Origin of the sequence: Hydrogenophaga sp. UC242_50 (genome assembly GCF_042697355.1) — a bacterium.
GTDB lineage: Bacteria > Pseudomonadota > Gammaproteobacteria > Burkholderiales > Burkholderiaceae_C > Hydrogenophaga.
Genome location: NZ_CP170553.1, coordinates 556055 through 580243 on the forward strand (window position 1 = coordinate 556055; position 24189 = coordinate 580243).

At 70.3% G+C, this 24189-nt stretch carries 19 protein-coding genes and 1 pseudogene; 9 read left to right on the forward strand and 11 right to left on the reverse strand.

The genetic code is table 11. From position 1 onward, the window contains the following. Complete coding sequence (gene mrdA / locus ACFJGX_RS02900; RefSeq protein ID WP_382322772.1) at positions 1-1962, forward strand: penicillin-binding protein 2; 1962 nt, start codon at positions 1-3, stop codon at positions 1960-1962. A 9-nt stretch (positions 1963-1971) separates the two neighbouring features. On the opposite strand, the gene ACFJGX_RS02905 is transcribed toward mrdA, so the two are convergent. Next, complete coding sequence (locus ACFJGX_RS02905) at positions 1972-2466, reverse strand: TspO/MBR family protein (protein WP_382327684.1); 495 nt, start codon at positions 2464-2466, stop codon at positions 1972-1974. A gap of 23 nt (positions 2467-2489) precedes the next feature. Continuing rightward, positions 2490-3251, reverse strand: coding sequence for a sulfite exporter TauE/SafE family protein (locus tag ACFJGX_RS02910; protein WP_382327685.1), 762 nt, complete (start codon positions 3249-3251; stop codon positions 2490-2492). A gap of 448 nt (positions 3252-3699) precedes the next feature. Here ACFJGX_RS02910 and ACFJGX_RS02915 point away from each other — a divergent pair, with 448 nt between their 5' ends. Continuing rightward, entirely contained in the window at positions 3700-4893 is a 1194-nt protein-coding gene (locus ACFJGX_RS02915) for an ammonium transporter (protein ID WP_382328590.1), read from the forward strand. Positions 4894-4910: 17 nt separating this feature from the next. Continuing rightward, entirely contained in the window at positions 4911-5216 is a 306-nt protein-coding gene (locus tag ACFJGX_RS02920) for a hypothetical protein (protein ID WP_382163301.1), read from the forward strand. 91 nt (positions 5217-5307) lie between these two features. On the opposite strand, the gene ACFJGX_RS02925 is transcribed toward ACFJGX_RS02920, so the two are convergent. Both ACFJGX_RS02925 and ACFJGX_RS02930 read right to left on the reverse strand, forming a co-directional pair. Continuing rightward, positions 5308-6966, reverse strand: a complete 1659-nt coding sequence (locus tag ACFJGX_RS02925) for a GMC family oxidoreductase (protein ID WP_382327687.1) — start codon at positions 6964-6966, stop codon at positions 5308-5310. Between the two features lie 128 nt (positions 6967-7094). After that, positions 7095-8612 carry a CoA-acylating methylmalonate-semialdehyde dehydrogenase gene (locus ACFJGX_RS02930; RefSeq protein ID WP_382328592.1) on the reverse strand — a complete coding sequence of 506 codons (1518 nt, stop codon included), beginning with the start codon at positions 8610-8612 and terminating at the stop codon, positions 7095-7097. Positions 8613-8724: 112 nt separating this feature from the next. Here ACFJGX_RS02930 and ACFJGX_RS02935 point away from each other — a divergent pair. The 5 genes and pseudogenes from ACFJGX_RS02935 (at position 8725) to ACFJGX_RS02955 (ending at position 11294) form a co-directional block, all read left to right on the forward strand. After that, a pseudogene (locus tag ACFJGX_RS02935) lies at positions 8725-9677 on the forward strand (LysR family transcriptional regulator). A 19-nt stretch (positions 9678-9696) separates the two neighbouring features. Continuing rightward, a complete protein-coding gene (locus ACFJGX_RS02940) occupies positions 9697-9870 on the forward strand; it encodes a hypothetical protein (protein WP_382327689.1) in 174 nt (57 codons plus the stop codon). A gap of 29 nt (positions 9871-9899) precedes the next feature. After that, positions 9900-10475, forward strand: a complete 576-nt coding sequence (locus ACFJGX_RS02945; protein ID WP_382322769.1) for a PAAR domain-containing protein — start codon at positions 9900-9902, stop codon at positions 10473-10475. Positions 10476-10479: 4 nt separating this feature from the next. Further along, positions 10480-11028 (forward strand): hypothetical protein, encoded by a 549-nt coding sequence (locus ACFJGX_RS02950; protein ID WP_382322768.1) that lies wholly within the window; start codon positions 10480-10482, stop codon positions 11026-11028. Next, a complete protein-coding gene (locus ACFJGX_RS02955; RefSeq protein ID WP_382163313.1) occupies positions 11025-11294 on the forward strand; it encodes a hypothetical protein in 270 nt (89 codons plus the stop codon). The genes ACFJGX_RS02950 and ACFJGX_RS02955 overlap by 4 nt, the downstream gene beginning before the upstream one ends. Before the next feature lie 55 nt (positions 11295-11349). Here the strand turns inward: ACFJGX_RS02955 and ACFJGX_RS02960 are convergent, their stop codons facing one another. The 7 genes from ACFJGX_RS02960 to ACFJGX_RS02990 form a co-directional block, all read right to left on the reverse strand. After that, positions 11350-11979 (reverse strand): OmpA family protein, encoded by a 630-nt coding sequence (locus ACFJGX_RS02960; RefSeq protein ID WP_382327691.1) that lies wholly within the window; start codon positions 11977-11979, stop codon positions 11350-11352. 468 nt (positions 11980-12447) lie between these two features. After that, complete coding sequence (locus tag ACFJGX_RS02965) at positions 12448-15207, reverse strand: hypothetical protein (protein ID WP_382327693.1); 2760 nt, start codon at positions 15205-15207, stop codon at positions 12448-12450. Then, positions 15107-15556 carry a hypothetical protein gene (locus ACFJGX_RS02970; RefSeq protein ID WP_382322765.1) on the reverse strand — a complete coding sequence of 150 codons (450 nt, stop codon included), beginning with the start codon at positions 15554-15556 and terminating at the stop codon, positions 15107-15109. The genes ACFJGX_RS02965 and ACFJGX_RS02970 overlap by 101 nt, the downstream gene beginning before the upstream one ends. Before the next feature lie 14 nt (positions 15557-15570). After that, a complete protein-coding gene (locus ACFJGX_RS02975; protein WP_382327695.1) occupies positions 15571-20550 on the reverse strand; it encodes an SdrD B-like domain-containing protein in 4980 nt (1659 codons plus the stop codon). Positions 20551-20783: 233 nt separating this feature from the next. Then, positions 20784-21422 carry a hypothetical protein gene (locus ACFJGX_RS02980; RefSeq protein WP_382327697.1) on the reverse strand — a complete coding sequence of 213 codons (639 nt, stop codon included), beginning with the start codon at positions 21420-21422 and terminating at the stop codon, positions 20784-20786. Beyond that, complete coding sequence (locus ACFJGX_RS02985) at positions 21368-22354, reverse strand: hypothetical protein (RefSeq protein ID WP_382327699.1); 987 nt, start codon at positions 22352-22354, stop codon at positions 21368-21370. Before ACFJGX_RS02985 ends, ACFJGX_RS02980 begins: the two co-directional genes overlap by 55 nt. Next, the gene (locus ACFJGX_RS02990; RefSeq protein ID WP_382327701.1) at positions 22351-23046 is read right to left on the reverse strand and encodes a hypothetical protein; all 696 of its coding nucleotides are present in this window, start codon (positions 23044-23046) and stop codon (positions 22351-22353) included. The genes ACFJGX_RS02985 and ACFJGX_RS02990 overlap by 4 nt, the downstream gene beginning before the upstream one ends. A gap of 2 nt (positions 23047-23048) precedes the next feature. On the opposite strand from ACFJGX_RS02990, the gene ACFJGX_RS02995 reads away from it, so the two are divergent. After that, complete coding sequence (locus tag ACFJGX_RS02995; RefSeq protein WP_382327703.1) at positions 23049-23549, forward strand: hypothetical protein; 501 nt, start codon at positions 23049-23051, stop codon at positions 23547-23549. Positions 23550-24189 lie beyond the last annotated feature (640 nt).

Sequence of the window (24189 nt, forward strand, 5' to 3'; positions counted from 1 at the left end):
ATGACGGAAATCCGCAACGTCGAAGCCGATCTGGCGCAGTTCCGCACCCGGGCGCTGCTGATCGGCCTCACGGTGGTGTTCGCGTTCGGGCTGATCGCCTCTCGCATGGTCTACCTGCAGGTGATCCGCCACGAGGACCTGGCGGCGCAGGCCGAGAGCAACCGCACGGCCGTGCTGCCGGTGGTGCCCAACCGCGGGCAGATCCTGGACCGCAAGGGCCGCATCCTGGCCACCAACTACTCGGCCTACACGCTGGAGATCACGCCCTCGCGCGTGGAGGACATGGACGCCACCATCGCCGGCCTGAGCGAGCTGGTGGAGGTCACGCCGCGCGACCAGCGCCGCTTTCGCAAGCTGCTGGAGGAGTCGCACCGCTTCGACTCGCTGCCGCTGCGCACCCGCCTGACCGACGTGGAGGTCGCGCGCTTCACGGCGCAGCGCTACCGCTTCCCCGGCGTGGACGTGCGCGCGCGCCTGCTGCGCCAGTACCCCAACGGCGAGGTGGCGAGCCACGTGATCGGCTACATCGGGCGCATCAACCAGCGCGAGACCGAGCTCATCGCCGACTGGCCGGAAGAGGACCAGGCCAACTACCGCGGCACCGAATACATCGGCAAGCTCGGCGCGGAGCAGAGCTACGAGCGCGAGCTGCACGGCATCACCGGCTTCCAGCGCGTGGAGACCTCGGCCGGCGGGCGTGCCGTGCGCTCGCTGGCGAACACGCCGGCCACGCCGGGCAACGCCGTGGTGCTGTCGATCGACATCCAGCTGCAGAAGCTGGTGGAGGACATGTTCGGCGAGCGGCGCGGCGCGCTGGTGGCGATCGACCCGCGCTCGGGCGAGGTGCTGGCCTTCGTGAGCAAGCCCACCTTCGACCCCAACCTGTTCGTCGAGGGCATCGACGTGGAGAACTGGCGCGCGCTCAACGAGTCGATGGACAAGCCTTTGCTGAACCGGGCCCTGCGCGGCACCTACCCGCCCGGCTCCACCTACAAGCCCTTCATGGCGCTGGCCGCGCTCGAAACCGGCTCGCGCAGCGCGAGCCTGGTGATGAACGACCCCGGCTACTGGATGTTCGGCGGCCACCGCTTCCGCAGCCACGGCGACGGCCTGGGCGCGGTCGACATGCACCGCGCCATCGTCAAGTCCAGCAACACGTATTTCTATTCGCTGGCCAACGACATGGGCGTGGACACCATGCACGACTTCATGAAGCCGCTGGGCTTCGGCCAGATCACCGGCATCGACCTCAAGGGCGAGGTGCGCGGCGTGCTGCCCAGCCAGGCCTGGAAGCGCAACACCTACAAGCGGCCCGAGCAGCAGCGCTGGTACGCGGGCGAGACCATCTCGCTGGGCATCGGCCAGGGCTACAACAACTTCACCATGCTGCAGATCGCGCACGCCATGGCGACGCTGGCGAACGGCGGCATCAAGTACAAGCCGCACCTGACCATGGCGACCGAGAACGTGATCACGCGCGAGCGCGTGCCGCTGCCCGGCCCGCCGCCCGAAAACCTCGGCTTCAAGCCCGAGAACGTGCGCATCGTGCTCAACGCCATGCAGGCCGTGACCACCGAAGGCACCTCCACCCGCGTGTTCGCCGGCGCGGGCTACGCCAGCGGCGGCAAGACCGGCACGGCGCAGGCCGTGACCATCGGGCAGAAGGAGCGCTACGACGCGCGCCGGCTCGAAGAGCACCAGCGCGACCACTCGCTGTACCTGGCCTTCGCGCCGGTGGACCAGCCGCGCGTGGCGCTGGCGGTGATCGTGGAGAACGCCGGCTTCGGCGCGGCACACGCCGCCCCGATCGCGCGCCGCGTGTTCGACTACTTGCTGATGGACCAGTACCCCAACCCGCAGGACCTGGCCGCCGTGCGCGTGGGCCAGGCCAGCGCCCCCATCGGCACGCCGCTCAAGGCCAGCAGCCTGCCCTGGCCGCCCGACGCCCCGGTCGCGCCCTGAGGGCCCGCGCTACAGCACGCCCGGGTTGGCCCGCCACATCGCCCAGGTGAGCGCGCTCGCGAAAGCCACCCAGGCCAGGTAGGGCCACAGCAGCCACGCGGCCAGCGGGCGCACGCGCCGGAACAGCGCGATCGCCGTGGCGATCAGCACCAGCAGCAACAGCACATCGGCCAACGCCCAGGCCCCCCGGTGCCAGGCAAAGAACAGCCACGACCACAGCGCGTTGACCGCCAGTTGCAACACGAAGACGACCAAAGCCGGTGCCCGCGACGGCTGGGCCGGCTCGCGCCAGACCAGCCACGCGGCCACCGCCATCAGCCCATACAGCAGCGACCACACCGGTCCGAACACGCCCGCCGGTGGCGCCCAGCCGGGCCGGTTCAGCTGCGCATAGAACGACGCGGCCTCCACCGACGCCAGGGCACCCAGACCCCCCGCCAGCAGCACCAGCGCCAGCCAGCCCATAAAACCCAGGGTCTGTGCACGGATGGAGCGAGACGGCATAAGGGCCTCCTTGGAAGTGGGTGTCAGCGTCGGATCCAGGCGTCGTACGTGGTCTTGAGGATCAGCGCGCTCACCACGAAGATGAACACGATGCGCACGAAGCCGCTGCCGTGTTTCAGGGCAAGCCGCGTGCCCAGCAGGCTGCCGACCACGTTGGCGATGGCGATGGCGAGCACGAAATGCCACCACACATGGCCCTTCCAGGCGAACAGCGCCAGCGCGGCCAGGTTCGTGGCGGTGTTGAGCAGCTTGGCGCTGGCGCTGGCGTGCAGGAAGTCGTAACCCAGCCAGCGCACGAACAGAAAGACGAAGAAGCTGCCCGTTCCAGGGCCGAAGAAGCCGTCATAGAAGCCGATGACGGCACCGAGCAGGCTTGCGGCCAGCATTTCCTGGCGGCCGCTGAAGCGCGGCGTGTGGTGCCGACCCAGCTCCTTGCGCGCCAGGGTGTAGCCCAGCACCAGCAGCAGCACCAGCGGCAGGGCACGGCGCAGGAAGTCGGGCGAGATCACGGTGACCGTCCAGGCCCCCGCCATGGAGCCGGCAAAACCCACCGCCGCCGCCGGCAGCAGCGCATGCCAGGGCATCTCGACCCGGCGCGCGTACTGCAGCGTGGCCGCCGCCGTGCCCCAGACCGAGGCGCCCTTGTTCACACCGAACAGCGTGGCCGGGTGGGTGGTGGGAAACATCGCGAACAGCGCCGGCACCAGGATGAGGCCGCCGCCACCCACGATCGAATCGACAAAACCGGCGAACAGCGACGCCAGCGAGACCAGAAGCAGTTCCATCCCAGGATTGTCGCCGGACGGCTCCGGGCAAAAAAAAGCCGACCCTTGTGGGGTCGGCTCGAGGAATCTGGCATCTCTGGAGGACGCTGAAACCGTTGTTCGAATTGGACTGGGTTGTCTCCTCGGTCCCCCGCGGTCACCAGCGCTGGGCGCTGTTGGCGAGTGCATGCACTGTAGCGGCCCGCACCAGGGCTGTGCATCCGGGCTTTCCCTTGCTTTCTGGCGGTTTGGCACAGGAAATGCAACGGTCTGTTCGTCGTTGGAAGAGAGCCATTCATGCACCAATACCGCTATTTCGTTCGGCGGGGCCTGCTCCTGCCCACCTTGCTCTGCGCAGCTTTTGGCCGCCTCGCAAGGCGAAACCACAGAAGCCGTGACAAAAGTCACGCTCGATGCACCAGGCCTGGTCGCGGCCAGCGCCATCCAGGGGGCCGACACGGCCTGGCTCATGGTCAGCACCGCGCTGGTGCTGCTCATGACGCTGCCGGGCATCGCCCTGTTTTATGGCGGCATGGTGCGCCGCCTGAACGTGATCAACACCATGGCGAGCGTGGTCGGCATCGCCGCCGTGGTCAGCGTGCTGTGGTTCGCGCTGGCCTATTCGCTGGCCTTCACCCCCGGCGGCGCGCTGGGCGGCTTCATCGGCGGTCTCGGCCGCATGGGCTTCTCGGGCATGGACTACCTGGGAACCACCGGCCAGGTGGCGGTGAGCCACATCGCGCAGCACGTGCCGGAATCGGTGTTCGCGATGTTCCAGCTCACCTTCGCCATCATCACCTGCGCGCTGGTGGTGGGCGCGCTGGTCGAGCGCATGCACTTCGGCGCGCTGCTGCTGTTCGCCGGCCTGTGGCTGCTGCTGGTGTACGCGCCGGTCGCGCACTGGGTGTGGGAACCGGGCGGCTGGCTCGCGCAGCTGGGTGCGCTGGATTTCGCCGGCGGCGCGGTGGTGCACATCAACGCCGGCGCGGCCGCCCTGGTCTGCGCTTACGCCCTGGGCCCACGCTCGGGCTACGGGCAGGAGCCCTTCGTGCCGTTCAACCTGGGCCTGACCATGGCCGGCACCGGCCTGCTGTGGGTGGGCTGGTTCGGTTTCAACGCCGGCTCGGCCCTGGCCGCCGACGGCCGCGCGGGCCTGGCCCTGCTGGTCACGCACGTGGCGGCCGCCTCGGGCGCGCTCGCCTGGATGGCCGCCGAGTGGCTGGCGCGCAAGCGCGCCTCGCTGCTGGGCCTGTGTTCGGGCGTGGTCGCCGGGCTGGTGGCGATCACGCCGGCGGCCGGGTTCGTCACGCCGCGCGGCGCCCTCCTCATCGGCCTGGTGGCCGGCGTGGCCTGTTACTGGGGCGCGACCGCGCTCAAGCGCCAGCTGCGCGCGGACGACTCGCTCGATGTGTTCGGCGTGCACGGCGTCGGCGGTCTGGTGGGCGCGCTGCTCACCGGCGTGCTGGCCGACCCGGCCATATCAGGCGTGCAGGCCAGCCTGCTGGCGCAGCTGATCGCCTGCGTGGCGGTGCTGGCCTACAGCCTGGTGATGACGGCGGTCGTGCTGTGGATCACCTCGCGCTTCACCACCTTGCGCGTGCGCGAGGGCGTGGAGCGCGCCGGGCTGGATGTGTCCCTGCACAACGAACAGCTCGGCCACTGAGCAGCGGCACCCCCCCCATGAGCACCGCGCCCGACCCCTTCGCCATCGCCGCCCACCTGCACGTGCTGCTGCGGCGCAAGACCGGCCGGGTGACGGACACGGAGTGGATGGCGACCAACGCCGACTACGCGCGCGAGATCGTGCGCCATGCGCGCGAAAAAGCCGCGAGCGACGGGCACGAGGAGCTGCTGCCCTGGGCCGAGAAGCTGGAGGCGGCCATTCCCGCCATGGGCGTGCCGCCGCGCAAGACCCTGCTCGACGTCGCCACCGAGGCGCTGCGCGGCAAAGGTGACGGAAACCAGTACGTCGGCCGGTTGAGGTAATCGCATCCAGAGACACCGAGGGTCCGGCTCCGCCGGCCCCAGGGGTCGTCCCCCCTCTCAGGGGGGAAGCCGCGTCAGCGGCGCAGGGGGGTCACTCTCCTGCCACGATCCAGGTCGCGGCCTTCTCCGCGATCATGAGCGTGGGGCTGTTGGTGTTGCCGCTGGTGATGGTGGGCATCACGCCCGCGTCCACCACGCGCAGCCCGGCCACGCCGCGCACGCGCAGGTGGCTGTCGACGACGGCCATGGGGTCGTCGGCGCGGCCCATTTTGGTGGTGCCCACCGGGTGGAAGATGGTGGTGGCGATGTCGCCGGCCAGGCGCGCGAGCTCCTCGTCGGTCTGGTACTGCAGGCCGGGCTTGAACTCCTCGGGCTGGTACTTGCGCAGCGCCGGTTGCGCGACGATCCTGCGCGTTACGCGCAGGCTGTCGGCCGCGACCTGCCGGTCTTCGGCCGTGCTCAGGTAGTTCGGCGCGATCAGTGGCGCGTCCTCGAAGTTCGCGCTGCGGATGTTGACCGTGCCCCGGCTCGTGGGGTTGAGGTTGCACACGCTGGCGGTGAACGCCGGGAAGCTGTGCAGCGGCTCGCCGAAGGCATCGAGCGAGAGCGGTTGCACGTGGTATTCGAGGTTGGCGTAGGGCTGGGCCGGGTCGCTGCGCGTGAAGGCGCCCAGCTGCGACGGCGCCATGCTCATCGGCCCGCTGCGCTTGAACAGGTATTCCAGCCCGATGCGCGCCTTGCCCATCCACGAGGAGGACAGCACGTTGAGCGTGGGCGCGCCGTTGACGGTGTAGACCGAGCGGATCTGCAGGTGGTCCTGCAGGTTCGCGCCCACGCCGGGCAGGTCCACCACCACGTCGATGCCGTGCTGGCGCAGCAGCGCGGCCGGGCCGATGCCCGAGAGCTGCAGGATCTGCGGCGAGCCGATGGCGCCGGCGCAGAGCACCACCTCGCTGGTGGCCTCGGCGGTCACGTGCGCCACGCCGTCCCACACCTCCACCCCGGTGCAGCGCAGCTCGCCGTCGGCGCCGCGCTGCGTCACCAGGCGCGTGACCTGCGCGCTGTTCCACAGCTCGAAGTTGGGCCGGCCATAACAGGTCGGGCGCAGGAAGGCGCGCGCGGTGTTCCAGCGCAGGCCCTCCTTCTGGTTCACCTGGAAATAGCCCACGCCTTCGTTGTCGCCGCGGTTGAAGTCGATGCTGTGCGGGATGCCGGCCTGCTGCGCGGCTTCGGCGAACGCGTCGAGCACATCCCAGCGCAGGCGCTGCTTCTCCACCCGCCATTCGCCGCCATGGCCGTGGTACGCGCGGAAGTTCGGGTCGCGCTGGGCGGCGTTCTGCTCGTCGCCCAGGTAGTGGTTCTCGTGGCGCTTGAAATCGGGCAGCGCATTCTCCCAGCGCCAGGCGTCGTCGCCGGTGAGCGCGGCCCACTGGTCGTAGTCGCGCGACTGGCCGCGCATGTAGATCATGCCGTTGATGCTGGAGCTGCCGCCCAGCGTCTTGCCGCGCGGGTAGCGCAGCGCACGGCCGTTGAGCCCGGCCTCGGCCTCGGTCTGGTAGAGCCAGTCGGTGCGCGGGTTGCCGATGCAGTACAGGTAACCCACGGGAATGTGGATCCAGTGGTAGTCGTCCTTGCGGCCGGCCTCGATCAGCAGCACCCGCTTGCTCCGGTCGGCGGACAGCCGGTTGGCCATCAGGCAACCCGCGGTGCCGCCGCCGATCACGATGTAGTCGAAGGTCGTCTCACTCATGCTTGTCCCAATGTTGTTGTCGTTGTGATGTCGCCGGCGAAGATACCAGGGCTGTCAAGGGTCCGGCTCCGCCGGCCCAAGACAGCGTCCCCCCTCGGGGGGAAGCGCCGAAGGCGCGCAGGGGGAACCTACTTTGCCGTGGGCATGATGAACTCCGCACCTTTCCCGATACTTTCAGGCCAGCGCTGCATGATGGACTTCTGCTTGGTGTAAAAGCGCACGCCCTCCTCGCCGTAGGCGTGCATGTCGCCGAACAGGCTCTTCTTCCAGCCGCCGAAGCCGTGCCAGGCCATGGGCACCGGGATCGGCACGTTGATGCCGACCATGCCGACCTGGATGCGCCGCGCGAACTCGCGCGCCACGTTCCCATCGCGCGTGAAGCAGCTCACCCCGTTGCCGAACTCGTGGTCGTTGATGATCTGCACGGCGTTGGCGAAGTCGGGCACGCGCACGCAGCTGAGCACCGGGCCGAAGATCTCTTCCTTGTAGATCTTCATGTCGGTGGTCACGTGGTCGAACAGCGTGCCGCCCATCCAGAAGCCGTGGTCGCAGCCCTCGCCCGCGTCGCCGCCCTGGAAGCCCCGGCCGTCCACCCGCAGGGTGGCGCCCTCTTTCGCGCCGGCCTCGATGTAGCCCGCGATGCGCGTGTGCGCGGCCGCCGTGACGATGGGCCCCATCTCGGCCGCGAGGTTGGTGCCGTTGAGCACCTTGAGCGCCTGGGTGCGCTCGACCAGCTTGGGCATGATGCGCTCGGCCACGTCGCCCACCAGCACCGCCACGCTGATGGCAATGCAGCGCTCGCCGGCCGAGCCATAGGCCGAGCCGATCAGCGCGTCCACCGCCTGGTCCAGGTCGGCGTCGGGCATCACCACCATGTGGTTCTTCGCGCCGCCCAGGGCCTGCACGCGCTTGCCGTGGTGCGCGCCGGTCTCGTAGATGTAGTTGGCGATCGGCGTGGAGCCGACGAAGCTGATGGCCTTCACGTCCGGGTGCACCAGCAGCGCGTCCACCGCCTCCTTGTCGCCCTGCACCACGTTGAACACGCCATCGGGCAGGCCGGCCTGCTGGAGCAGCTCGGCCATGAACAGCGAGGCCGAGGGGTCGATCGGGCTGGGCTTGAGGATGAAGGTGTTGCCCGCGGCGATCGCCACCGGGAACATCCACATGGGCACCATCACCGGGAAGTTGAACGGCGTGATGCCGGCGACCACGCCCAGCGGCTGGCGCAGGGTCCAGTTGTCCATGCCGGTGGACACCTGGTCGGTGAAGTCGCCCTTGAGCAGCTGCGGGATGCCGCAGGCGAACTCGATGATGTCGATGCCGCGCGAGACCTCGCCCTGCGCGTCGGTGAACACCTTGCCGTGCTCGGCGGTGATCAGGCGGGCCAAGTCGTCCTTGTGCAGGTTCACCAGTTCGAGGAACTTGAACATCACGCGCGCGCGGCGGATCGGTGGCGTGTCGGCCCAGGCGGGAAACGCGGCCTGCGCGGCGGCCACGGCCGCGCCCACGTCGGCCGCGTTCGCCAGCGCGACCTTGCCACTCACCGCGCCGGTGGCGGGGTTGTACACGTCCTGGCGGCGCGGCGAGCTGCCGGCGTTCACGGCGCCGTGGATGAAGTGATCGATGGAATGGGGGGTGGTGGCGATGGCGGTCTCGCGGGAGGGTGTCGAAGGAAAGAGGGCCAGTTTAGGCAGCGGAAAACCCCTCGCCTAGTGGCCGGACCTGAATTGATTGTTTGCCATGATGAACAATAGGGCCATGAATGACAAAAAAGTGGAAGACCTCTGGATGCACCTGCACTGGCTCACGGTGCTGGCGCAGCAGGGCAGCTACACCGCCTCGGCGCAGCGCCTGGGCGTGAGCAAGGCCGCCATGAGCCAGCGCATCAGCGAGCTGGAGCGCGCCGCCGGCCTGCCCCTGGTGCAGCGCACCACGCGCAGCGTGCGCCTGACCGAGGCCGGCCAGCGCCTGGTGGACGGCCTGCGCGACCCGTTCGAGCGCATCGCGCAGAGTTTTTCCAGCGTGCGCGACCTGGCCGACGAACCGGCCGGTCTGGTGCGGGTCACGGCGCCGGTGGCGTTCGCGCGCCAGCAGCTGGTGCCCCGCATCGCGGCCTTCGCGCGCGAGCACCCCAAGGTGCGGCTGGAGCTGGACCTGTCGGACCGCCTGAGTTCGCTGCGCAACCGAGGGCTTCGACCTCGCGATCCGCCACACCGCCGCGCCGCCGGACACGCACGTGGCCTGGCCGCTGTGCGCCACGCGCTCGGTGCTGGTGGCGCAGCCGCGACTACCTACGGCGCCACGGGCACCCGGCCGCGCCGCCCGACCTCGCGCAGCACGCCTGCCTGCACTACCCGCGCGCGCAGGACACGCCGGCCTGGCATTTTCTGCCGCCCGAAGGCCGGCGCAAGGCGCCGCGCCAGCGGATCACGGTGCCGGTGTCGGGCCCGTTCTGCGCCAACAACAGCGAGGCCCTGCGCGACGCCGCCATCGCCGGCCTGGGCATCGCGCTGGTGCCGGACTTCAGCGCGCAGGCGGCGCTGCGCTCGGGCCAGCTGGTGGAGGTGCTGGAGGACTGGGCCTCGGTGGGCAGCTTCAGCCCGCAGATCTACGCGATCCGGCCCTACGCCAGCCACGTGCCGCGCGCGGTGTCGGCCTTCGTGGCGTGGCTGCGCGGGGCCTTGGCGGAAGGCTTCGACGCGCGGGCCTGAGCCGGCCTCGTGCGCGCCGATGGCGCCGCGCCAGGTGGTGCTGCGCCGGCTCAAAGGCCCGAGCCGCCCGAGCCGGCTGGTGATGGTGCGCAACGAGCGCCAGATGCAGGACGCCTGGGGCAGCCAAGTGGTGCGCGAGGCCTTGCTGGAACTGCAGACCCTGCAGGCGACCATCCGCAAGAAGATGCCTTGAGTCGGCCAGCGGCCACACAAGACAGTGACATGGATGTTTGGATATATCGTAATTTAAAACTTTTATACTGCATTTCTTCTGAATCATCCAAAAAATGGAACTATATGGCTCAAAGAATGAATCTGCACGGCAAATCCCAATGTGTGCTGGGCGACAAAACCAGCCACGGAGGAGTCGTCATTTCTGGGAGCGAGACCAACTCATGGCACAACATTCCTGTTGTCCGCAAGGGCGACAAGGTCTATTGCCCGAAATGCAAGCCCCACTTCTTTGTGGTTGCAGAAGGACTGGACCAATGCACAGACACGAATGCGGCCCTGCCCATGTCAACCGAGGGGCACTCAACCACCTGCGGTGCGGTGCTGATTGCAGAAAGTGCCCCGATCAGCCTGATGCAAGAGGCATTGCATCTGAACAACAAAACCGGATTTGATGATCTCTACGTACTCAGAGATGCCCAGGGCAATGCCATGAGCAATACCTACTACGGCGTGCGAAAGGGAAACGGTCCCATCGAATTCCACACGACAGACGAAGCCGGACGCACCCAACTTCATCTCACCGGCGAACAAGCCAGGGAGATGAATTTTTACATCGCGGGGTGATCGAATGCCTGAAGAAGTCATTCAGAGCCCGGACGGAGAAGTCCTGCGTTTGATTGCAAGGGTCAAAAGCACGCCACACAGTGACACCTCCATCAAGCCAATCGCAACCGATTCAACGACTGTGGAGATCATCGTCAGCGACGGTCGGATCGTCAGCCGGGGTTCGCAATGGGGCCACGTTGCCATGGAGATCGATGGCATGGTTTACGGCATGTCACACGATGGGTATGACCGGCGGCCCAAAGACGTTTACATCGTCAGAAATTCGTATCGCGACTCGATTGGCGTGGTGTTGCGCGTTTCGCCGGCAGAGCGCGAAAAGATGCGCCGTGAATTTGAGCGAAGGAAGAACCTGGGCCAAGGTTACAACCTGATATCAAACAGCTGTTCGACCAATGTCGCCGATGTTCTCGAAAGCATTGGCATACTGGCTCACGACCCCAGATTTTTCTTTGCCCCCGCGTCGACAGCTGGCGTGGCTCCCAAAGAGTTGCTGACCACCATCAAGAAGTCGAAGCGGGTCGTCAGGATCATCGACTATCCGAAGAGATGAAAGCCATTCTCCTCACCCTTCTCTGCATGACCCTTCTGCCAAGCTGCAAAAAACCCGAGGGAAAGTGGGAAGCGCTTGAAGATGTCAGGGTTTTCAAGGAGGCAGATGAAGCCGATGAGTTGAAGTTCATCGTCGAAAAAGGGGCCATCTGTGAGCTGGGCGGGGAGCGGGTGGTGAAGTCTTTCATGTACAGGGAAATCGCGTGCAACCAGGGCACGGGATGGATCGCCTATGAAGGGGGATACCCCTTCAGGAAGATGGACTGAGCAAACCACTGCGCCCTCATATCCGCAGACATATTCAGAAGCCCGTGGATGTGAATCAGCGCCGAGGCACAGCCGACACCGGCTGCACCCGCCCGCGGATCTCCACCTCCACGCGCCGGTTGTCGCGCAGGCAGGCGATGAGCGCGCTGCGCGCCAGGCCGTCGCTGCAGGTCTTCACCGGCTCGGCGCTGCCCTTGCCTTCCACCGTGAACAGCGCGGCATCGAGCCCGCGCGCCACGAGGTGGTCGCGCACGGCGGTGGCGCGCTGCAGCGAGAGCGGCTGGTTGTGCGCGTCGCTGCCCAGGCGGTCGGTGTGGCCGATCAGCACGATGCGTTCGATGCCTTGCAGGCCCTTGGCGCGATCGGCCAGCACGTCCAGGCGGGCGCGGCCGGCCGCGCCGATGTCGTTCAGGCCCGAGCGGTCGAACTCGAACACCGCGTCGGTGGCGCAGCACCAGGCGTTCGATGATCCGCTCGACCACCACCGGTGCGGGTGCCGGCGCGGGCGCGGCGGCCACGCCCGGGCCGGCGCAGGCGGCCTGGGCGGTCTCCAGGCGCGCGGCCATGGTTTCGGCCATGCCGATGTAGGGGTTGGCGTGGCGCCAGCCGCCTTCGGCGTACTCGTGGCCCATCCACACCAGCTGCACGTCCAGGCACGCGGCCTGGGCCGCCACGCAGGCCGCACCCGCGCCGGTGCGCCCGCGTTCGGCGCGCGCCCACAGGTCTTCGCGCAGGCGCACGGCGCCGCCGATCAGGGGGTTGGTGACCGCCGGCGTGGTGCCCTTCTCCAGCGCCTCCATCAGATTGACCGACTCGGCCAGCGCCTCACCGATCACCGGGCCCCGGTCGTTCTCGTGGTAGTTCTGGCGCGCCATGTCGAGCCAGCACTGCGCCTTGGCCCAGGGGTAGCTGGTCTGGGGCACGCGGCCGTCTTTCTGCAGCGCGGCCAGGCGGTCCTGCACCGATTGCAGGGTGCGGTGGTCGGCGCGCTGCGCCTCGTCGGTGAAGCGCGTGGCTTCGGCGAAGGGCGGCACGGCGCCGGGCGCGCGGTCGGTGGCGCGCGGGTCGGTCACGGCGCAGCCGCTCAGGGCCGCCAGCGCCAGCAGGGACAGAAGAAAGGATTTGGAAGTCATGGCAAGGGCCTCTCAACAGATCAGGGACGGGCGGCCGAAGCCAGCGGGCTCAGGGCGCGGTTGGTGGCGGGATCGCTGCCCCGGAACAGGGTCTCGTCGAACTTGAAGCGCAGCCGCAGGTACACGCCCTTGCGGGTGTAGGCCGCGCCGGTCAGCTCGTCGTCGCGGAAGCCGCGCAGGTTCACGCCGAAGGACAGCCAGAGGTTGGCCTTGACGAGGTAACCCGCTTCGACGCCAAAGGAGTCCTGGCGTGTGTTGCCCTGCGGGCTCCACATCAGGTGGTGCTGCAGGCCCACGTCCCAGCGCTCGGACAGGTCCCAGGTGATGCGGCCCCCGACCAGCCAGGCGGTGTAGTTGGAGCGCATGCCGCCGAGGAAGCGCTCGGACACGCGCTTGCCGGCCAGGCGCCCGGTGAGCCACCAGGGCCGGCTGGGGTGGTAGTCGGCGTGCAGCGAGACCGCGTGCGAGGTGCGGCGGTAGTCCACGCCGGGGTTTTCGTCGTTCTCGGCGCGCAGCTCGTACAGGCCGAGCGCGTTGACGCGGTTGAGGTCGGTCTGGCGGTAGGCCGCGCCGATCTGGAAGCGGTCCTGCCACTGGTCGAAGGCGCCCGCGTGGCGCGCGTTCTGCAGCGAGAGCGTGTTGCGCGCGAGCAAAGACCAGTCGCGGTCGATCTTCACCGTGGTGCCCAGGGTGGAGAGCCAGGCGTCGTGGTTGCGGTCGCGGCGCCACTCCAGGCGGCCGGTGGCGCGCCAGGTCGGGTCGTAGGCCAGGTCGATGCCGCCGGTGAGCGCGGTGGCGGACGAGGCATCGCCCGCGATCGCCTTCTGGTGTTCGACGCTGGCGCTGTAGCGCACGCCCTCGGCCACGCGGAAGGTCTGGCGCAGGCCGATGGCGTTGACCGCGTCCTCGCCCGAGATCGCGTCGCGCAGGCGGTACTCGTTGAAGACTTCGCCGTCGCGGAAGGTCTCGCTGGAGAGGCCTGCCACGAGCGCGGTCTCGCGCCCATCGGTGGCCAGGCCGTTGACACCACCCAGGCCCTTGGACACCTCGGCGCGACCGTAGGCGCGGAACTGCTCGCTCAGTCGGTAGTCGGCGCCGAGCGTGATGCGCTGGCCGCGCGCGTTCTCCACGTCCTGCTCGAGTTCGCCGAGCACGGTGAGGCGGTCGCTCAGCTGGCCTTGCGCGCTCAGCGAGAGCGCGGTGAAGCTGCGCGTCTGGCCCGGCGCGGCGGAGAACAGCGGCGCGTTGATCTGGAAGGGCGTGAAGCCCGAGGTCTGCGGGATGTTCACGCCCCAGGCGGAGGCCGCGTTGGGCACGCCGCCTTCGTCGCGGCCATGGCGCAGGCCCACGCCCACAGTCCACTTGGGCGTGAGGCGGTACTGCACGCCGGCGTAGGCCGTCTCGCGCACCGCTTCCACCGCCTTGTCCTCGGAGCGCATGGCGTCCACGCGCAGCGACCAGTCCTCGTTGATCTGGTAGCTCGCCACCGCGCCGGCCTCGGCGCGCCCGCCGTTGTACGAGGACGAGAGGTTGGAGAACTCGCGGTCGGTCTCGCCGGCCCACAGGCGCGCGTCGAGCCGCTCGCCCTGGTGGCGCACTTCCACGCGCGCGCCGTCGCCCTTGCCCCGCTCGCCCAGGGCCTCGCGGTCGGAGCGCGCCAGCTCCACCAGCGCCCAGCTCTGCTCGCCCAGGCGCAGCGTGGCGTTCACGCCGCTGAGCTTGTAGGGGTCGGACGGGTCCTGCGATTCCACGTGGCTGGCGCCGATCTCGAGCGCGGGCGTGATGCGCCACGAGCCGTCCACGCCACCGAGCCAGTACTTGGGCCCGCCCTGCTCCACCTCGTAGGTGATGCGCACCGACATCGGGTTCATGTTCGCGTCTACCGAGGGCACGGGCGCGCGGAACACCACGCTGCCGGCGAAGGGCTCGAACTCGTAGTCCACGAAGCGCACCATGGGCTCGGCGCGCAGGATGATGGAGGGCTGGTTGCGGTCGCGCGTGAGGATCTCGACCTTCTCGGAGCCCGAGATGCCCTCGCTGCTGGAGAGCCGGTAGGGGCCGGAGACGCCGCGCGCGGGCTGTTCGTCCACCACCTGCGCGACGTTGTCGCGCACCACCCAGGCGTTGGCCTCGAAGGTCTCGCCCTCGTGGTGCAGCTGCAGGCCGGAGACCGAGCGGTTGAGGCGGCTGAGCTCGCGCGCGGGCCCGCCGGTGCCGGTGTTGAAGTCGCCGAACAGCACGAAGGAGCGGCCCTGGTCGACCCGCACGTACAGGCGCTGGCGCGACTGCGCGTCGAAGCCGCGCAGCGAGGAGTCGCCGTAGATCGGGTAGTACTGGTCGGGCTGGATGTCGCGGAACAGCCGGCCCCGGCTTTCCTTCTCGGAGTCGTAGGCCAGGGTGAGCAGGGTCTCGCCTTTCACCACGCCCTTGAGGAAGAACGCGGTGCGCGCGCCGAGCGAGCCCTTGCCGTTGTCGAAGCCGTTGGCGTGGCGCTGGATCTCGAGCTCGAAGCCGTCGTTCTCGCGCGCCGGGCTGACCTGCGAGGCCTTGAGGCGGCTGAGGTCGAGCGTGCCTTCGATGACGCCGACGGCGATCATGGGCCGGCGCTCGGTCACCATGCCCACGCGCCCGTGCACCACCACGTTGCCGGACTGCACCTGCAGCTCGGCATCGCCCGGCTCATAGGACGCGACGAGCTCGACCACGGCCTCGCCCCCGCGCACCGTGAGGCGCAGGTTCTGGCGCGGCGGTTCGTCCACGGCGGCATCGGGCAGGCGCACGCGCCCCCGGGTGGTGGCGCACGGTCACGTCGATGGGCGTGGTCACCTTCTGGCCGTCGCGGTCGAACAGGCGCAGGGTGAGCAGCACGACCGAGCGGCCGTCGGCGGCGACCTGGTCCTGCGCGGCCTCGAGCACCAGCTGGCCGTGGTCGGCCAGGCTGGTGGCGCGCCAGTTCGCGGCCAGCGGCAGCGCGGTGGTGGGCGCGGGCAGCGCGGTCTCACCCGGGCCCCGGGCCGGGTCGCTGCCCGGGGCCAGGGGCGTGAAACGCGGGGCCAGGGGCGCGGTGGTCTGCGCGAGCGCCAGGCCCAGGGGCAGGAGCAGCACGGCCGAGGTCAGAGCGGATCGCATGGGAAGACGGGCTTTCATTTCGCACCTCCCACGCGGGCCGGCGGGCCGGAGCGGAAGACGCGCGGGGTGGGTGTCGGTGGGTCGACCAGCGGGGCGACGATCTGGCCGAGGCGGCGGCGGTTTTCCACCTGCTCGAGCACGGCGGGCGAGCAGCTGCCTTCGATGAAGTCGGCGCGGTGCAGCTCGCCGAACTTGAGGTCGAGGAACAGGCTGCCGGCGTCCAGCGCGTTGCGGTTGCTGCTGGTCACGAGCTGGCTGCCGGCCGGCAGCGTGGTCGGGTCCACGCGCAGCACCGAGGTGCGCGCGGGCAGGCCGCAGATGCTGTACTTGCCTTCGCTGTCGGAGACCAGGTGCGTGCCGTCCTGCAGGTACAGGCGCACGCCGGGGATGCCGACTTCCTCGGCGTCCTGGATGCGGTTGCGGTTGCAGTCCATGAACACCTTGCCCATCACGCAGGCTTCCTGGAAGAACACGCCGCCGGTGATGCGGATGCGGGCCTGCGCGCGGTTGGAGGTGACGGGCACGCCCCCCACCACACCTGCGGCCTGGGCGCGGTTGATGCCATCGCCCTGCTGGGCGCCGACACCGACGCGCACGCGGTAGGTCACGGTGACCGGCGTGTTGGCGGCGAAGTTGCCCAGCGCGAAGTTCAGCACCGGGCCGGGCGAGCCGGCCGGGTCGGCCACGACCACGCCGTCCTGCGCCACCGTGCCCGGGATCAGGCGCAGGCCGGCCGGCAGGCTGTCGGTGATGACCACGTTGCTCGCCGCGCCGTTGGGGCTCTGCACGCGCAGCGTGTACTGCACCGAGTCACCGATCTCGACCACGTCGCGCAGCACCTGCTTCTGCAGGAACAGGCCGGCGCCGTTGAAGGGTTCCAGCGGGATGTGGTTGTGGATCAGGTCGGGCATGCCCGGCGCCAGGTTCAGGCGCAGGTAGTAGGTGGTGGGCTGGCCGATCGGCGGCGGGCCGGCCTGGGCCTGCACCAGGTAGGGCGAGGCGCCCGAGGGCGTGAACACGCCAGGGGCCGGCGGGATCGAGGCGATCGGCGTGGGCGCGTAGTTGGGCGCCGAGGCGCTCAGCGTGTACTCGCCGGTGGGCGCGCCCGGGGCCAGCAGGAACTGGTAGAAGCCCAGCGGCCCGGTGGTCATCTGCGCGCAGTTGCCCACGGCCACGTAGCTCGCGCCACCCACCAGCATGGTGGCGGGGTTGAAGCCGGCCGGGCCGCAGAAGCGCACCAGCGAGGCGTCGACCGGCGCGCGGGTGTTGGCGTCGTAGACCACGCCCGAGGGGTCGAGCGGCAGGTCCTGCTGCTGCAGGTTGGCGCCGGGCTGCAGCGAGACGGCCAGGTGGTCGCGCTCGCGGGCCAGGCGCGAGTTCGTGTCGGCGCCGCTGTTCTGCGGCGTGCCGTAGATGACGTTGTTGGCCGGGTCGCGGAAGTACACCTTGTAGTCGCCGGGCACCAGGCCGATCACGCCGTAGGCGCCGTCGGCCCCGGTGCGGAACAGGCTGCGGCCGTCGGGCATGCTCACGCAGCCCTGCGCGCTGTTGGACGGCACCAGGCGGCAGGCCACGGCCTGGCCGTCGCTGCCGACCACTTCCACCGCCCAGTCGGGGATGGGTGTGTCATTGCCGTCGCGGCGGCGGTCGCCGTTGTTGTCGCGCCAGACGAAGCCCGAGAGCGCGGCGGGCAGCGAGGACAGCGGCACGCCGGTGGCGTCCAGGCCCGGGGTCTGGTACGGCGTCTGCGGCACGCTGCCCGGTGGGATCACGCCCGAGGGCGGCTGGCCCGGCCCGCCGGTGGGCGTGCCGTTGTCCACCGCGTCGGTGCGGATGCCGGTGGGGCCGGCCGTGGCCTGGTTGAAGCGCGTGGTGGTGGCGCCGGCCGTGACGATCACCGGGATGTCGACCGACACCCAGGCGCCTGCGGGCAGGTTCGCCGAGCCCAGCAGGTCACCGCCCGCGGTGCCGGTGAAGCCGGCGTTGGGCGTGAACACGCCGCCGTTGCCGCCGCCATGGGTGATGGCGGGCGCGCCGGCGCGGGTCATGAAGTCGGGCAGCGTGTCGCGCACGTCCACCGTGACCGGGTAGGCGCTGTCGTTCTGGTAGATCACCTGCCAGACCACCTCGGCACCGGGCGAGACGCCCAGGGCGGCGGCCGGCGAGACGATGCGGGCGGACTTGTAGCCGCGCACGCCCTCGCCCTGCGTTTCACCGAAGTTCACCTGCAGCGCCGCGCCGGGCGTGGCGACGAAGCGCAGCGCGATGGTCTCCACGGCGCCACCGAGCGGACCCACGGTGCCGGCGCTGCCACCGGTCACGGGGCCGGGCGTGTTGGCCACGCTGGTGTAGCCCAGCGGCTGGGTCTGGCGCACGGTGTAGTTGCCCGGCGCCAGGCCGGTGAAGCTGTACTGGCCGCTGGCGTTGGTGGTGGTGTAGCGCGTGATGGGGTTGCCGAACGCGTCGGTGCCGACCAGGCCCAGGGTGCCGCCGGGCAGGCCCACGTCGGTGCCGCCGAACTGGCCGTCGAAGTCGCGGTCTTCGTAGACGCGGCCGGCGATCTGGATGTTGGCGACCAGCGGGAAGTTGTGGTGCGCCGTGCTCTGGTTCGCGGCCACGGCGATGTTGGCGATGGACGCGGGCGCCGCGCCCGGCGCGCTGGGCGTGCCGTTGGGCGCGCCCGCCAGCGTGCCGGCGCTGGTGATGCCGTGGGTGGTGCCCGTCGGCAGCGCCGGCATGAGCACGCGGTAGTTGCCCACCGGCAGGCCGCTGAAGCTGTAGGCGCCGCTGGCGTCGGTGGTGGTGGTGGCGATCAGCGCGTTGCTCGCCTGGTCGCGCAGCTCCAGGGTGCGGCCCGGCACCGGCTGGTCGTCGGGCGTGAACACGCCGCCGCTGTTGTCGGGGTCGAAGTAGACGACGCCCGAGATCTGGCTGCCCGGCAGGGTCTTGGTGAAGTGGTTGTCCACCGAGGCGGTCTTCACGCCGCTGAGGTCGATGCCGGTGATCGCGGGCACGGCCTGGGTGCCGCCGGCCGTGCCGCCGGTGCTGCCCGGCCAGGCCAGCGGCGCGGTGCTGTTGAGGAAGCCGGCCGGGGGCGCGCAGGTGGTGCAGGTGACCGTGTAGCTGGTGCCCGGCGGCACGCCGGTGAAGTTGTATTGGCCGCTGGCGTCGGTGGTGGTGGTGATCGACACCGGGTTGCCGTTGAGGTCGTTGCCGGTGAGCGTCAGCGTCTGCGGCACGTTGTTCGCGCCGCCCGCGCCGCTGCCCACGCCGGCATCGCTGCCGTTGAAGGCGCCGTCGCCGTTGCCGTCGGTGAAGATGCGGCCGCTGATGCTGCGGTCGTTGCCGATCTCGCCGAAGTTGTTGCCGGCCGAGCGCGCGTTGGGCGGCAGCACGATGCCGGCGATGCGGCTGGTGCCGGCCGGGATGCTGTAGGCCGGTGCGCCGTGGCTGATGGCGGGCGCGTTGTTCGAGGCCGTGCCGGCGGTGCCGGTGGCGCCGCCCGAGCCCAGGTCGTTGACCGTGCCGGCCGTGGGAATGCCGTTGACCGTGCCGGCGGGCTGCGCGCCCTGCGTGACCACGTAGCCCGGGCAGGTCGGGGCCGCCAGCGGGCTGCAGCTGGGCCGCAGGTCGGTGAAGCGGTAGCGGCCGCTGGCGTCGGTGGTGGTGGTCAGCGAGACCGGGTTGCCCCGGTCGTCCACGCCCACCAGCGTGATCTGCACGCCCGGCAGGCCGGGCTCGGTGCCGTTGGGCACGCCGTTGTGGTTGTCGTCGCGGTAGACCTGGCCAGCGATCTCGGACGCGCGCAGTTCACCGAAGTGGTTGCCCACCGAACTGGCCACGTTGCCGCCGGCCGCGTCGAGCCGGATGCCGCTGCGCAGCGAGACCGCGTTGATGCCGTCCACGCTGGGCGTCGCAACCTGGCCGGTGCCGCCCACCAGGCTGGCTTCGGCCGCGGTCGCGGCGGTCACGCGGGCCTGGTAACTGCGGCTCGAGGCGTTGAGCGCGCTCGACGGCGCGAGCGCGCTGCCGCCCACCGAGTCGCTGCCCGAGCGCAGGTAGCGCACGGTGTAGGCCGAGCCCAGGGTGGCGGAATCCACCAGGCCGCTGAACACGTAGAAGCCGCCCGCGTCGGTGGTGGTCTTCTGCAGCACCTGGCCGTCGCTGGCGCGCAGCAGGCTCACGGCCTGGCCGGCCAGCGGCGCTTCACCGGCGGTGAAGGCGCCGTCGTTGTTGGCATCGAGGTAGACGCGGCCGGAAATGGAACCCAGCGGGCTGACCACCAGCGGGGCCTCGGCCGGCGTGGGGTTGCTGCCCGCGTCGGTGCGCAGCGCGCCGGCCAGGATGCGGTTGGGGTAGGTGCCGGCCACGCTGGCCGTGACGTTCACCGAGATCGTGCAGCCGCCGGGCGGGATGCTCGCGCCGCTGGCGTAGCGCACCAGCGCCGTGCCGGCCGCGGCCGTGACCGAGCCGGTGCTGCAGGTGCCGCCGATGGCGGGCGTGGGCGCGACCAGCACGCCGGCCGGCAGCGTGTCGTCCAGCGCCTGCGCCAGCGTCTGGGCCGCCGGGTTGGCGTTGCCCAGCGTGATGGTCAGGCGGGACACGCCGTTGGGCGAGATGCTCGGCGGCACGAAGGCCTTCACCACCGTGGGCGGCTCCAGCACGCGCACCGGCGCGCTCGCCGGGTCGGGGTTGCTGACCCCCTCGTTGCTGGTGATCGCACCGGCGGGGATGGTGTTGGTGTACAGGCCCGGCACGTTGGAGACGGTGTCGAAGGCGAAGCTGCACGAGCCCCCGGCCGGCACGGTGGCGCCGGCGATCTGGGCGCTGTCGGCCGAGGCGACGGCGCTCACCGTGCCCCCCGCGCAGGTGGTCGAGGCGTTGGGCACCTGGGCCACGAACAGGCCGGTGGGCAGCGGATCGCGCAGCACGACACCGGTCAGGGCCTGGGCGGCGTTGGGGTTGCTGATGGTCACCGTGAGGCGGTTGCGCAACGCCAGGTGCCACGGTGCCCTGCGCGAACGCCTTGGCGATGGTGGGTGGCTGCAGCACGTGCAGCGTGGCGCTGGGGCCGGGCTGCGGGTTGGTCACCGCGCCGTCGTTGGCGATCACGGTGCCGCCCGGCATGGTGTTGACGTAGGCGCCCGCGACCGGCACGACCACGTTGACGCGCACCTCGCAGACGCTGGGGCCGACGGGCAGCTGCGCGCCCCGGAACGAGACCTTGTCACCGACGGCGGTGATCACCGCGCCCGCGCAGGTGGTGCTGACATTGGCCGGGCTGCGCCACGACCATGCCGGCGGGCAGGTGGTCGGTGGTGGAGATGTTGGTGAGCGGCTGCGGCAGCGAGTTGCGCACCTGGATCACCAGGCGCGCGGGCTGGCCGGCCGCCACGGCGGAGGGCTCGAAGTGTTTCTCCACGCCCATGCCCGCGAGCGCGCCGAGGTTGGCGGTGAAGGGGCTGGCGTTGGTCACGCCCTGGGTGTTGGTGATGGCCCCGGCCGGCAGGGTGTTGTTGAGCGTGCCGACGACGCTGGAGGTGATGTCCGCCGAGACCGTGCAGCTCGCGTTGCCCGCGAGCGTGCCGCCGCTCAGGCGCACCACGCGCGTGCCGGTCACGGCCTCCACGCGGCCGCCCGGGCAGGTGGTGGCGGCGTTGGGCACCACGCCGACCACCATGCCGGCGGGCATGTTGTCGGCCACCGCGAGCTCGGTCAGCGCGGTGGCGGTGGTGTTGTCGATGACGATGGTCAGGCGCGAGACGCTGCCAGGCCCGGCGATGGAGGTGGGCGCGAAGCTCTTGGTCAGGTTCACGCGGCTGGTGACCTTGTTGAGCGTGGCCGTGGTGGTGCCGGTGCTGCGCAACGCCGCCGTCGGCCGTGACGGCGCCGGGCGCGAGCGTGTTCACCGACGGTGTGCCGCTGGTGCTCAGCACGTCGAACAGGAAGTCGCAGCTGGTGCCGCCGGCGATGGTGGCGCCGCTGATCGAGGCGGTGCTGCCGCCGTCGGGCGCGTCGAGCACCACCGGGCCGGCGCAGGTCGTGCTGGCCTTGGCCGGGGTCGCGAGCGTGAGGCCGGTGCCGGCCAGCGGGTCGGTGGCGCGCACGCCGGTGAGCTGGCCGTTGCCGGTGTTGCCCAGCGTGATGCGCACGCGGCTGGTGCCACCCACCTGCACCGGGTTGGTCAGGAAGGTCTTGCGCAACGGTCAGCGCGGGCAGGTACTCCAGCGTGGCGGAGGTGGCGTTGAGGTTGCGCACCGTGGTGCCGGGCACGTTCGCCACCGTGCCGGTGGCGCTGACGGTGGCGGCCGCGTTGCTGCCGTTGTAGGCCGGGATGCTGTTGGTGTGCACGCCGATCGTGCCGCCGACCACGTTCACGCGCACGCTGCACTGGCCGGGCGAGAAGGGGCTGGTGCCCGCGCGCGCCGGCAGGCTGCCGCCGCTGAGCGAGAAGGACGTGTCGCCCGGGTTGGCGCTGACGCTGCCGCCGCAGGTGGTGGTGGCGTTGGCCGGGTCGGCCACGCGCAGACCGGCGGGCAGGCTGTCGCTGAAGGCGAGGCCGGCGAGCGCCGAAAAGTTGTTGTTGGTCAGCTCGATCTGCGCCACCGAGGGCGCGCCCTGGAAACGCTGGCGCGCGGTCACGCCGTCGAAGGTCTTGGTGACCACCAGCGGGTTGACCGCCGTGAGGCTCACCGCGCCCGAACTGCCCGTGACCGTGCCGTTGCCGGCGCTGAAGCTGCTGTTGGTGAGCGTGGCGCCCGGCACGGCGTTGGCCGGCACGCGCGCGGTGAAGCTCACCACGCAGGTGGTGCCGCCCGGTGCGGCGCCGGGGAAGTTGAAGCTGAAACCCGGCGTGGTGGCGCCAGCGGCGTGGGCATGGGCACGCCGCCGGCGAAGCTGCAGCCGCCGCTGATGACGGGCGTGATGCCGCCGGTGGTGGCGTCCACGTAGACCATGCCCGCCGGCAGGGTGTCGGTGAAGTTCACGCTGGTCTGCGGCGTGAGGCTGAACGAAGTGACCGCCACCGAGAAGAGCGCCACGTCGCCGGGCGCCACGGTGGTCGGGGTGATCGCCTTGGCGACCGTGAGCGCGTTGTCGCGCACCTCGATCGGCGCCGAGCTCGCGGGCGAGGTGAAACCCTGGGTGTTGCTCACCGCGCCGCTGGGCAGCGCGTTGGTGTGGGTGCCGGTGGTGGTCGAGGTGACGTTGAACTGGACGCGGCATTCGCCGCCGGCGGCGATCTCGGCGCCCGCGAGCACGAAGCCCTGGCCCCCGGGCCCGGCGACCAGGCTCGCGCCCGCGCCGCAACCGCTGAGCTGGGCCGCGCCGATGGCGCCCGAGTTGGTCAGCGCGGCCGGCCAGCGCGCGCCCACGGTGGTGTCGCTCAGGCCGACGCCGGTGAGCGCGGCGGCGCTGTTGTTGCCGATGCGCACGGTCATCAGCGAGTCGGCGCCCGCCGTCAGCGGCGTGACCGAGAAGCCCTTGCGCAACCGTGATCGGGCTGTTGACGGTGATGTTGGTGGTGTCCGCGGGCGAGGTCAGGCCACGCGTGTTGCCCACGGCGCCGGCGGGCAGGCTGTTGACGTCGGCCAGCGAGGCGGTGGCGGCCGGCAGCACGCCGCGCACGGTGAATTGCAGCTGGCAGGTGCCGGGTGAGCCGGCGGGAATCGCGCCGCCGGTGAGGGTGACGCTGCTGGCCGTGAAACCTGCCGTGCTGCCGCAGGTGTTGGAGACCACGCCGGTGACCTGCAGGTTGGAAGGCAGGTTGTCGGTGAAGCTGGTCAGCGGGATGTTGTACGCGCTGTTGGGGTTGCTCAGCGTGATGGTCGCGGTGCGCGAGAGGCCCTGGGTGAGCGTGGCGCCGCCCAGGTTCTTGGACACCGTGGGGTTCCTGAGTTCGGTGACCGACACGCTTTGCGTCGCCGCCGAGACCGCCGCGGGCGAGAGGTCGCCGGGGTTGATGACGTTGTCCCAGATGTCTCCGCCGTCGTAGGAGGTGAGGTCCACCGAGATCGTGCAGCTGCCGTCCACGCCGCCGACGTGGGGCGGGATGGTGAAGCCGCTGACCTGGAGCCGGTCGACGCCGCCGGGGCCCGCGCCGAGGTTGATCGACGCGCCGGCGCAGGTGCTCGTGGGGGCCACGTAGCCCGGATGGCCGGCGGGATAGAACCGCAGCTGCGGCGGCAGGGTGTTGGTCAGCGCGGCGTTGTCTTCCTGCGTGTCGCTGTTGCTGATGGTGATGGTCAGTCGCGTGCGGTCGCCCACCGCGATCGTGCTGGCGCTCACCGCCTGGCTCACCACCAGCGTGGCCTGGGCCGCGCCCACCGAGAACACCGTGGCCGCCGCCCACAGGCCGAGCGCGCGAACGGGCCGGCCGAACGCGCGCAGGAAGGCTGGCGAACGCGCAGGCGCGCCCTCACCCGTGGCCTGGCCACGTGCAAAAAATCGAAGCATGTTTTTTCCCTCTGAGTGGCACGCGAACGACCGTCGCGTGTCCCTTGGGGCGCCCGGCCCGGTGGACCTGAAACGCCATCGCACGGCGGCGCATGGACCGGGGCCCAGGCACTTCAATGCATTTGGTTACAAGTGCGCACTGTATCGGGACGTGCAGCTTGTTACAAATTCACGACTTA

Excerpts from the sequence above, each read along its gene's own strand:
- ACFJGX_RS02915 (WP_382328590.1), top strand. The coding sequence starts at position 3,700 with ATGGTCAGCACCGCGCTGGTGCTGCTCATGACGCTGCCGGGCATCGCC.
- ACFJGX_RS02955 (WP_382163313.1), top strand. The coding sequence starts at position 11,025 with ATGAAAGCCATTCTCCTCACCCTTCTCTGCATGACCCTTCTGCCAAGC.
- ACFJGX_RS02970 (WP_382322765.1), bottom strand. The coding sequence starts at position 15,556 with ATGCGATCCGCTCTGACCTCGGCCGTGCTGCTCCTGCCCCTGGGCCTG.
- ACFJGX_RS02940 (WP_382327689.1), top strand. The coding sequence starts at position 9,697 with ATGGCGCCGCGCCAGGTGGTGCTGCGCCGGCTCAAAGGCCCGAGCCGC.
- mrdA (WP_382322772.1), top strand. The coding sequence starts at position 1 with ATGACGGAAATCCGCAACGTCGAAGCCGATCTGGCGCAGTTCCGCACC.
- ACFJGX_RS02920 (WP_382163301.1), top strand. The coding sequence starts at position 4,911 with ATGAGCACCGCGCCCGACCCCTTCGCCATCGCCGCCCACCTGCACGTG.
- ACFJGX_RS02910 (WP_382327685.1), bottom strand. The coding sequence starts at position 3,251 with ATGGAACTGCTTCTGGTCTCGCTGGCGTCGCTGTTCGCCGGTTTTGTC.
- ACFJGX_RS02950 (WP_382322768.1), top strand. The coding sequence starts at position 10,480 with ATGCCTGAAGAAGTCATTCAGAGCCCGGACGGAGAAGTCCTGCGTTTG.
- ACFJGX_RS02945 (WP_382322769.1), top strand. The coding sequence starts at position 9,900 with ATGGATGTTTGGATATATCGTAATTTAAAACTTTTATACTGCATTTCT.
- ACFJGX_RS02925 (WP_382327687.1), bottom strand. The coding sequence starts at position 6,966 with ATGAGTGAGACGACCTTCGACTACATCGTGATCGGCGGCGGCACCGCG.
- ACFJGX_RS02905 (WP_382327684.1), bottom strand. The coding sequence starts at position 2,466 with ATGCCGTCTCGCTCCATCCGTGCACAGACCCTGGGTTTTATGGGCTGG.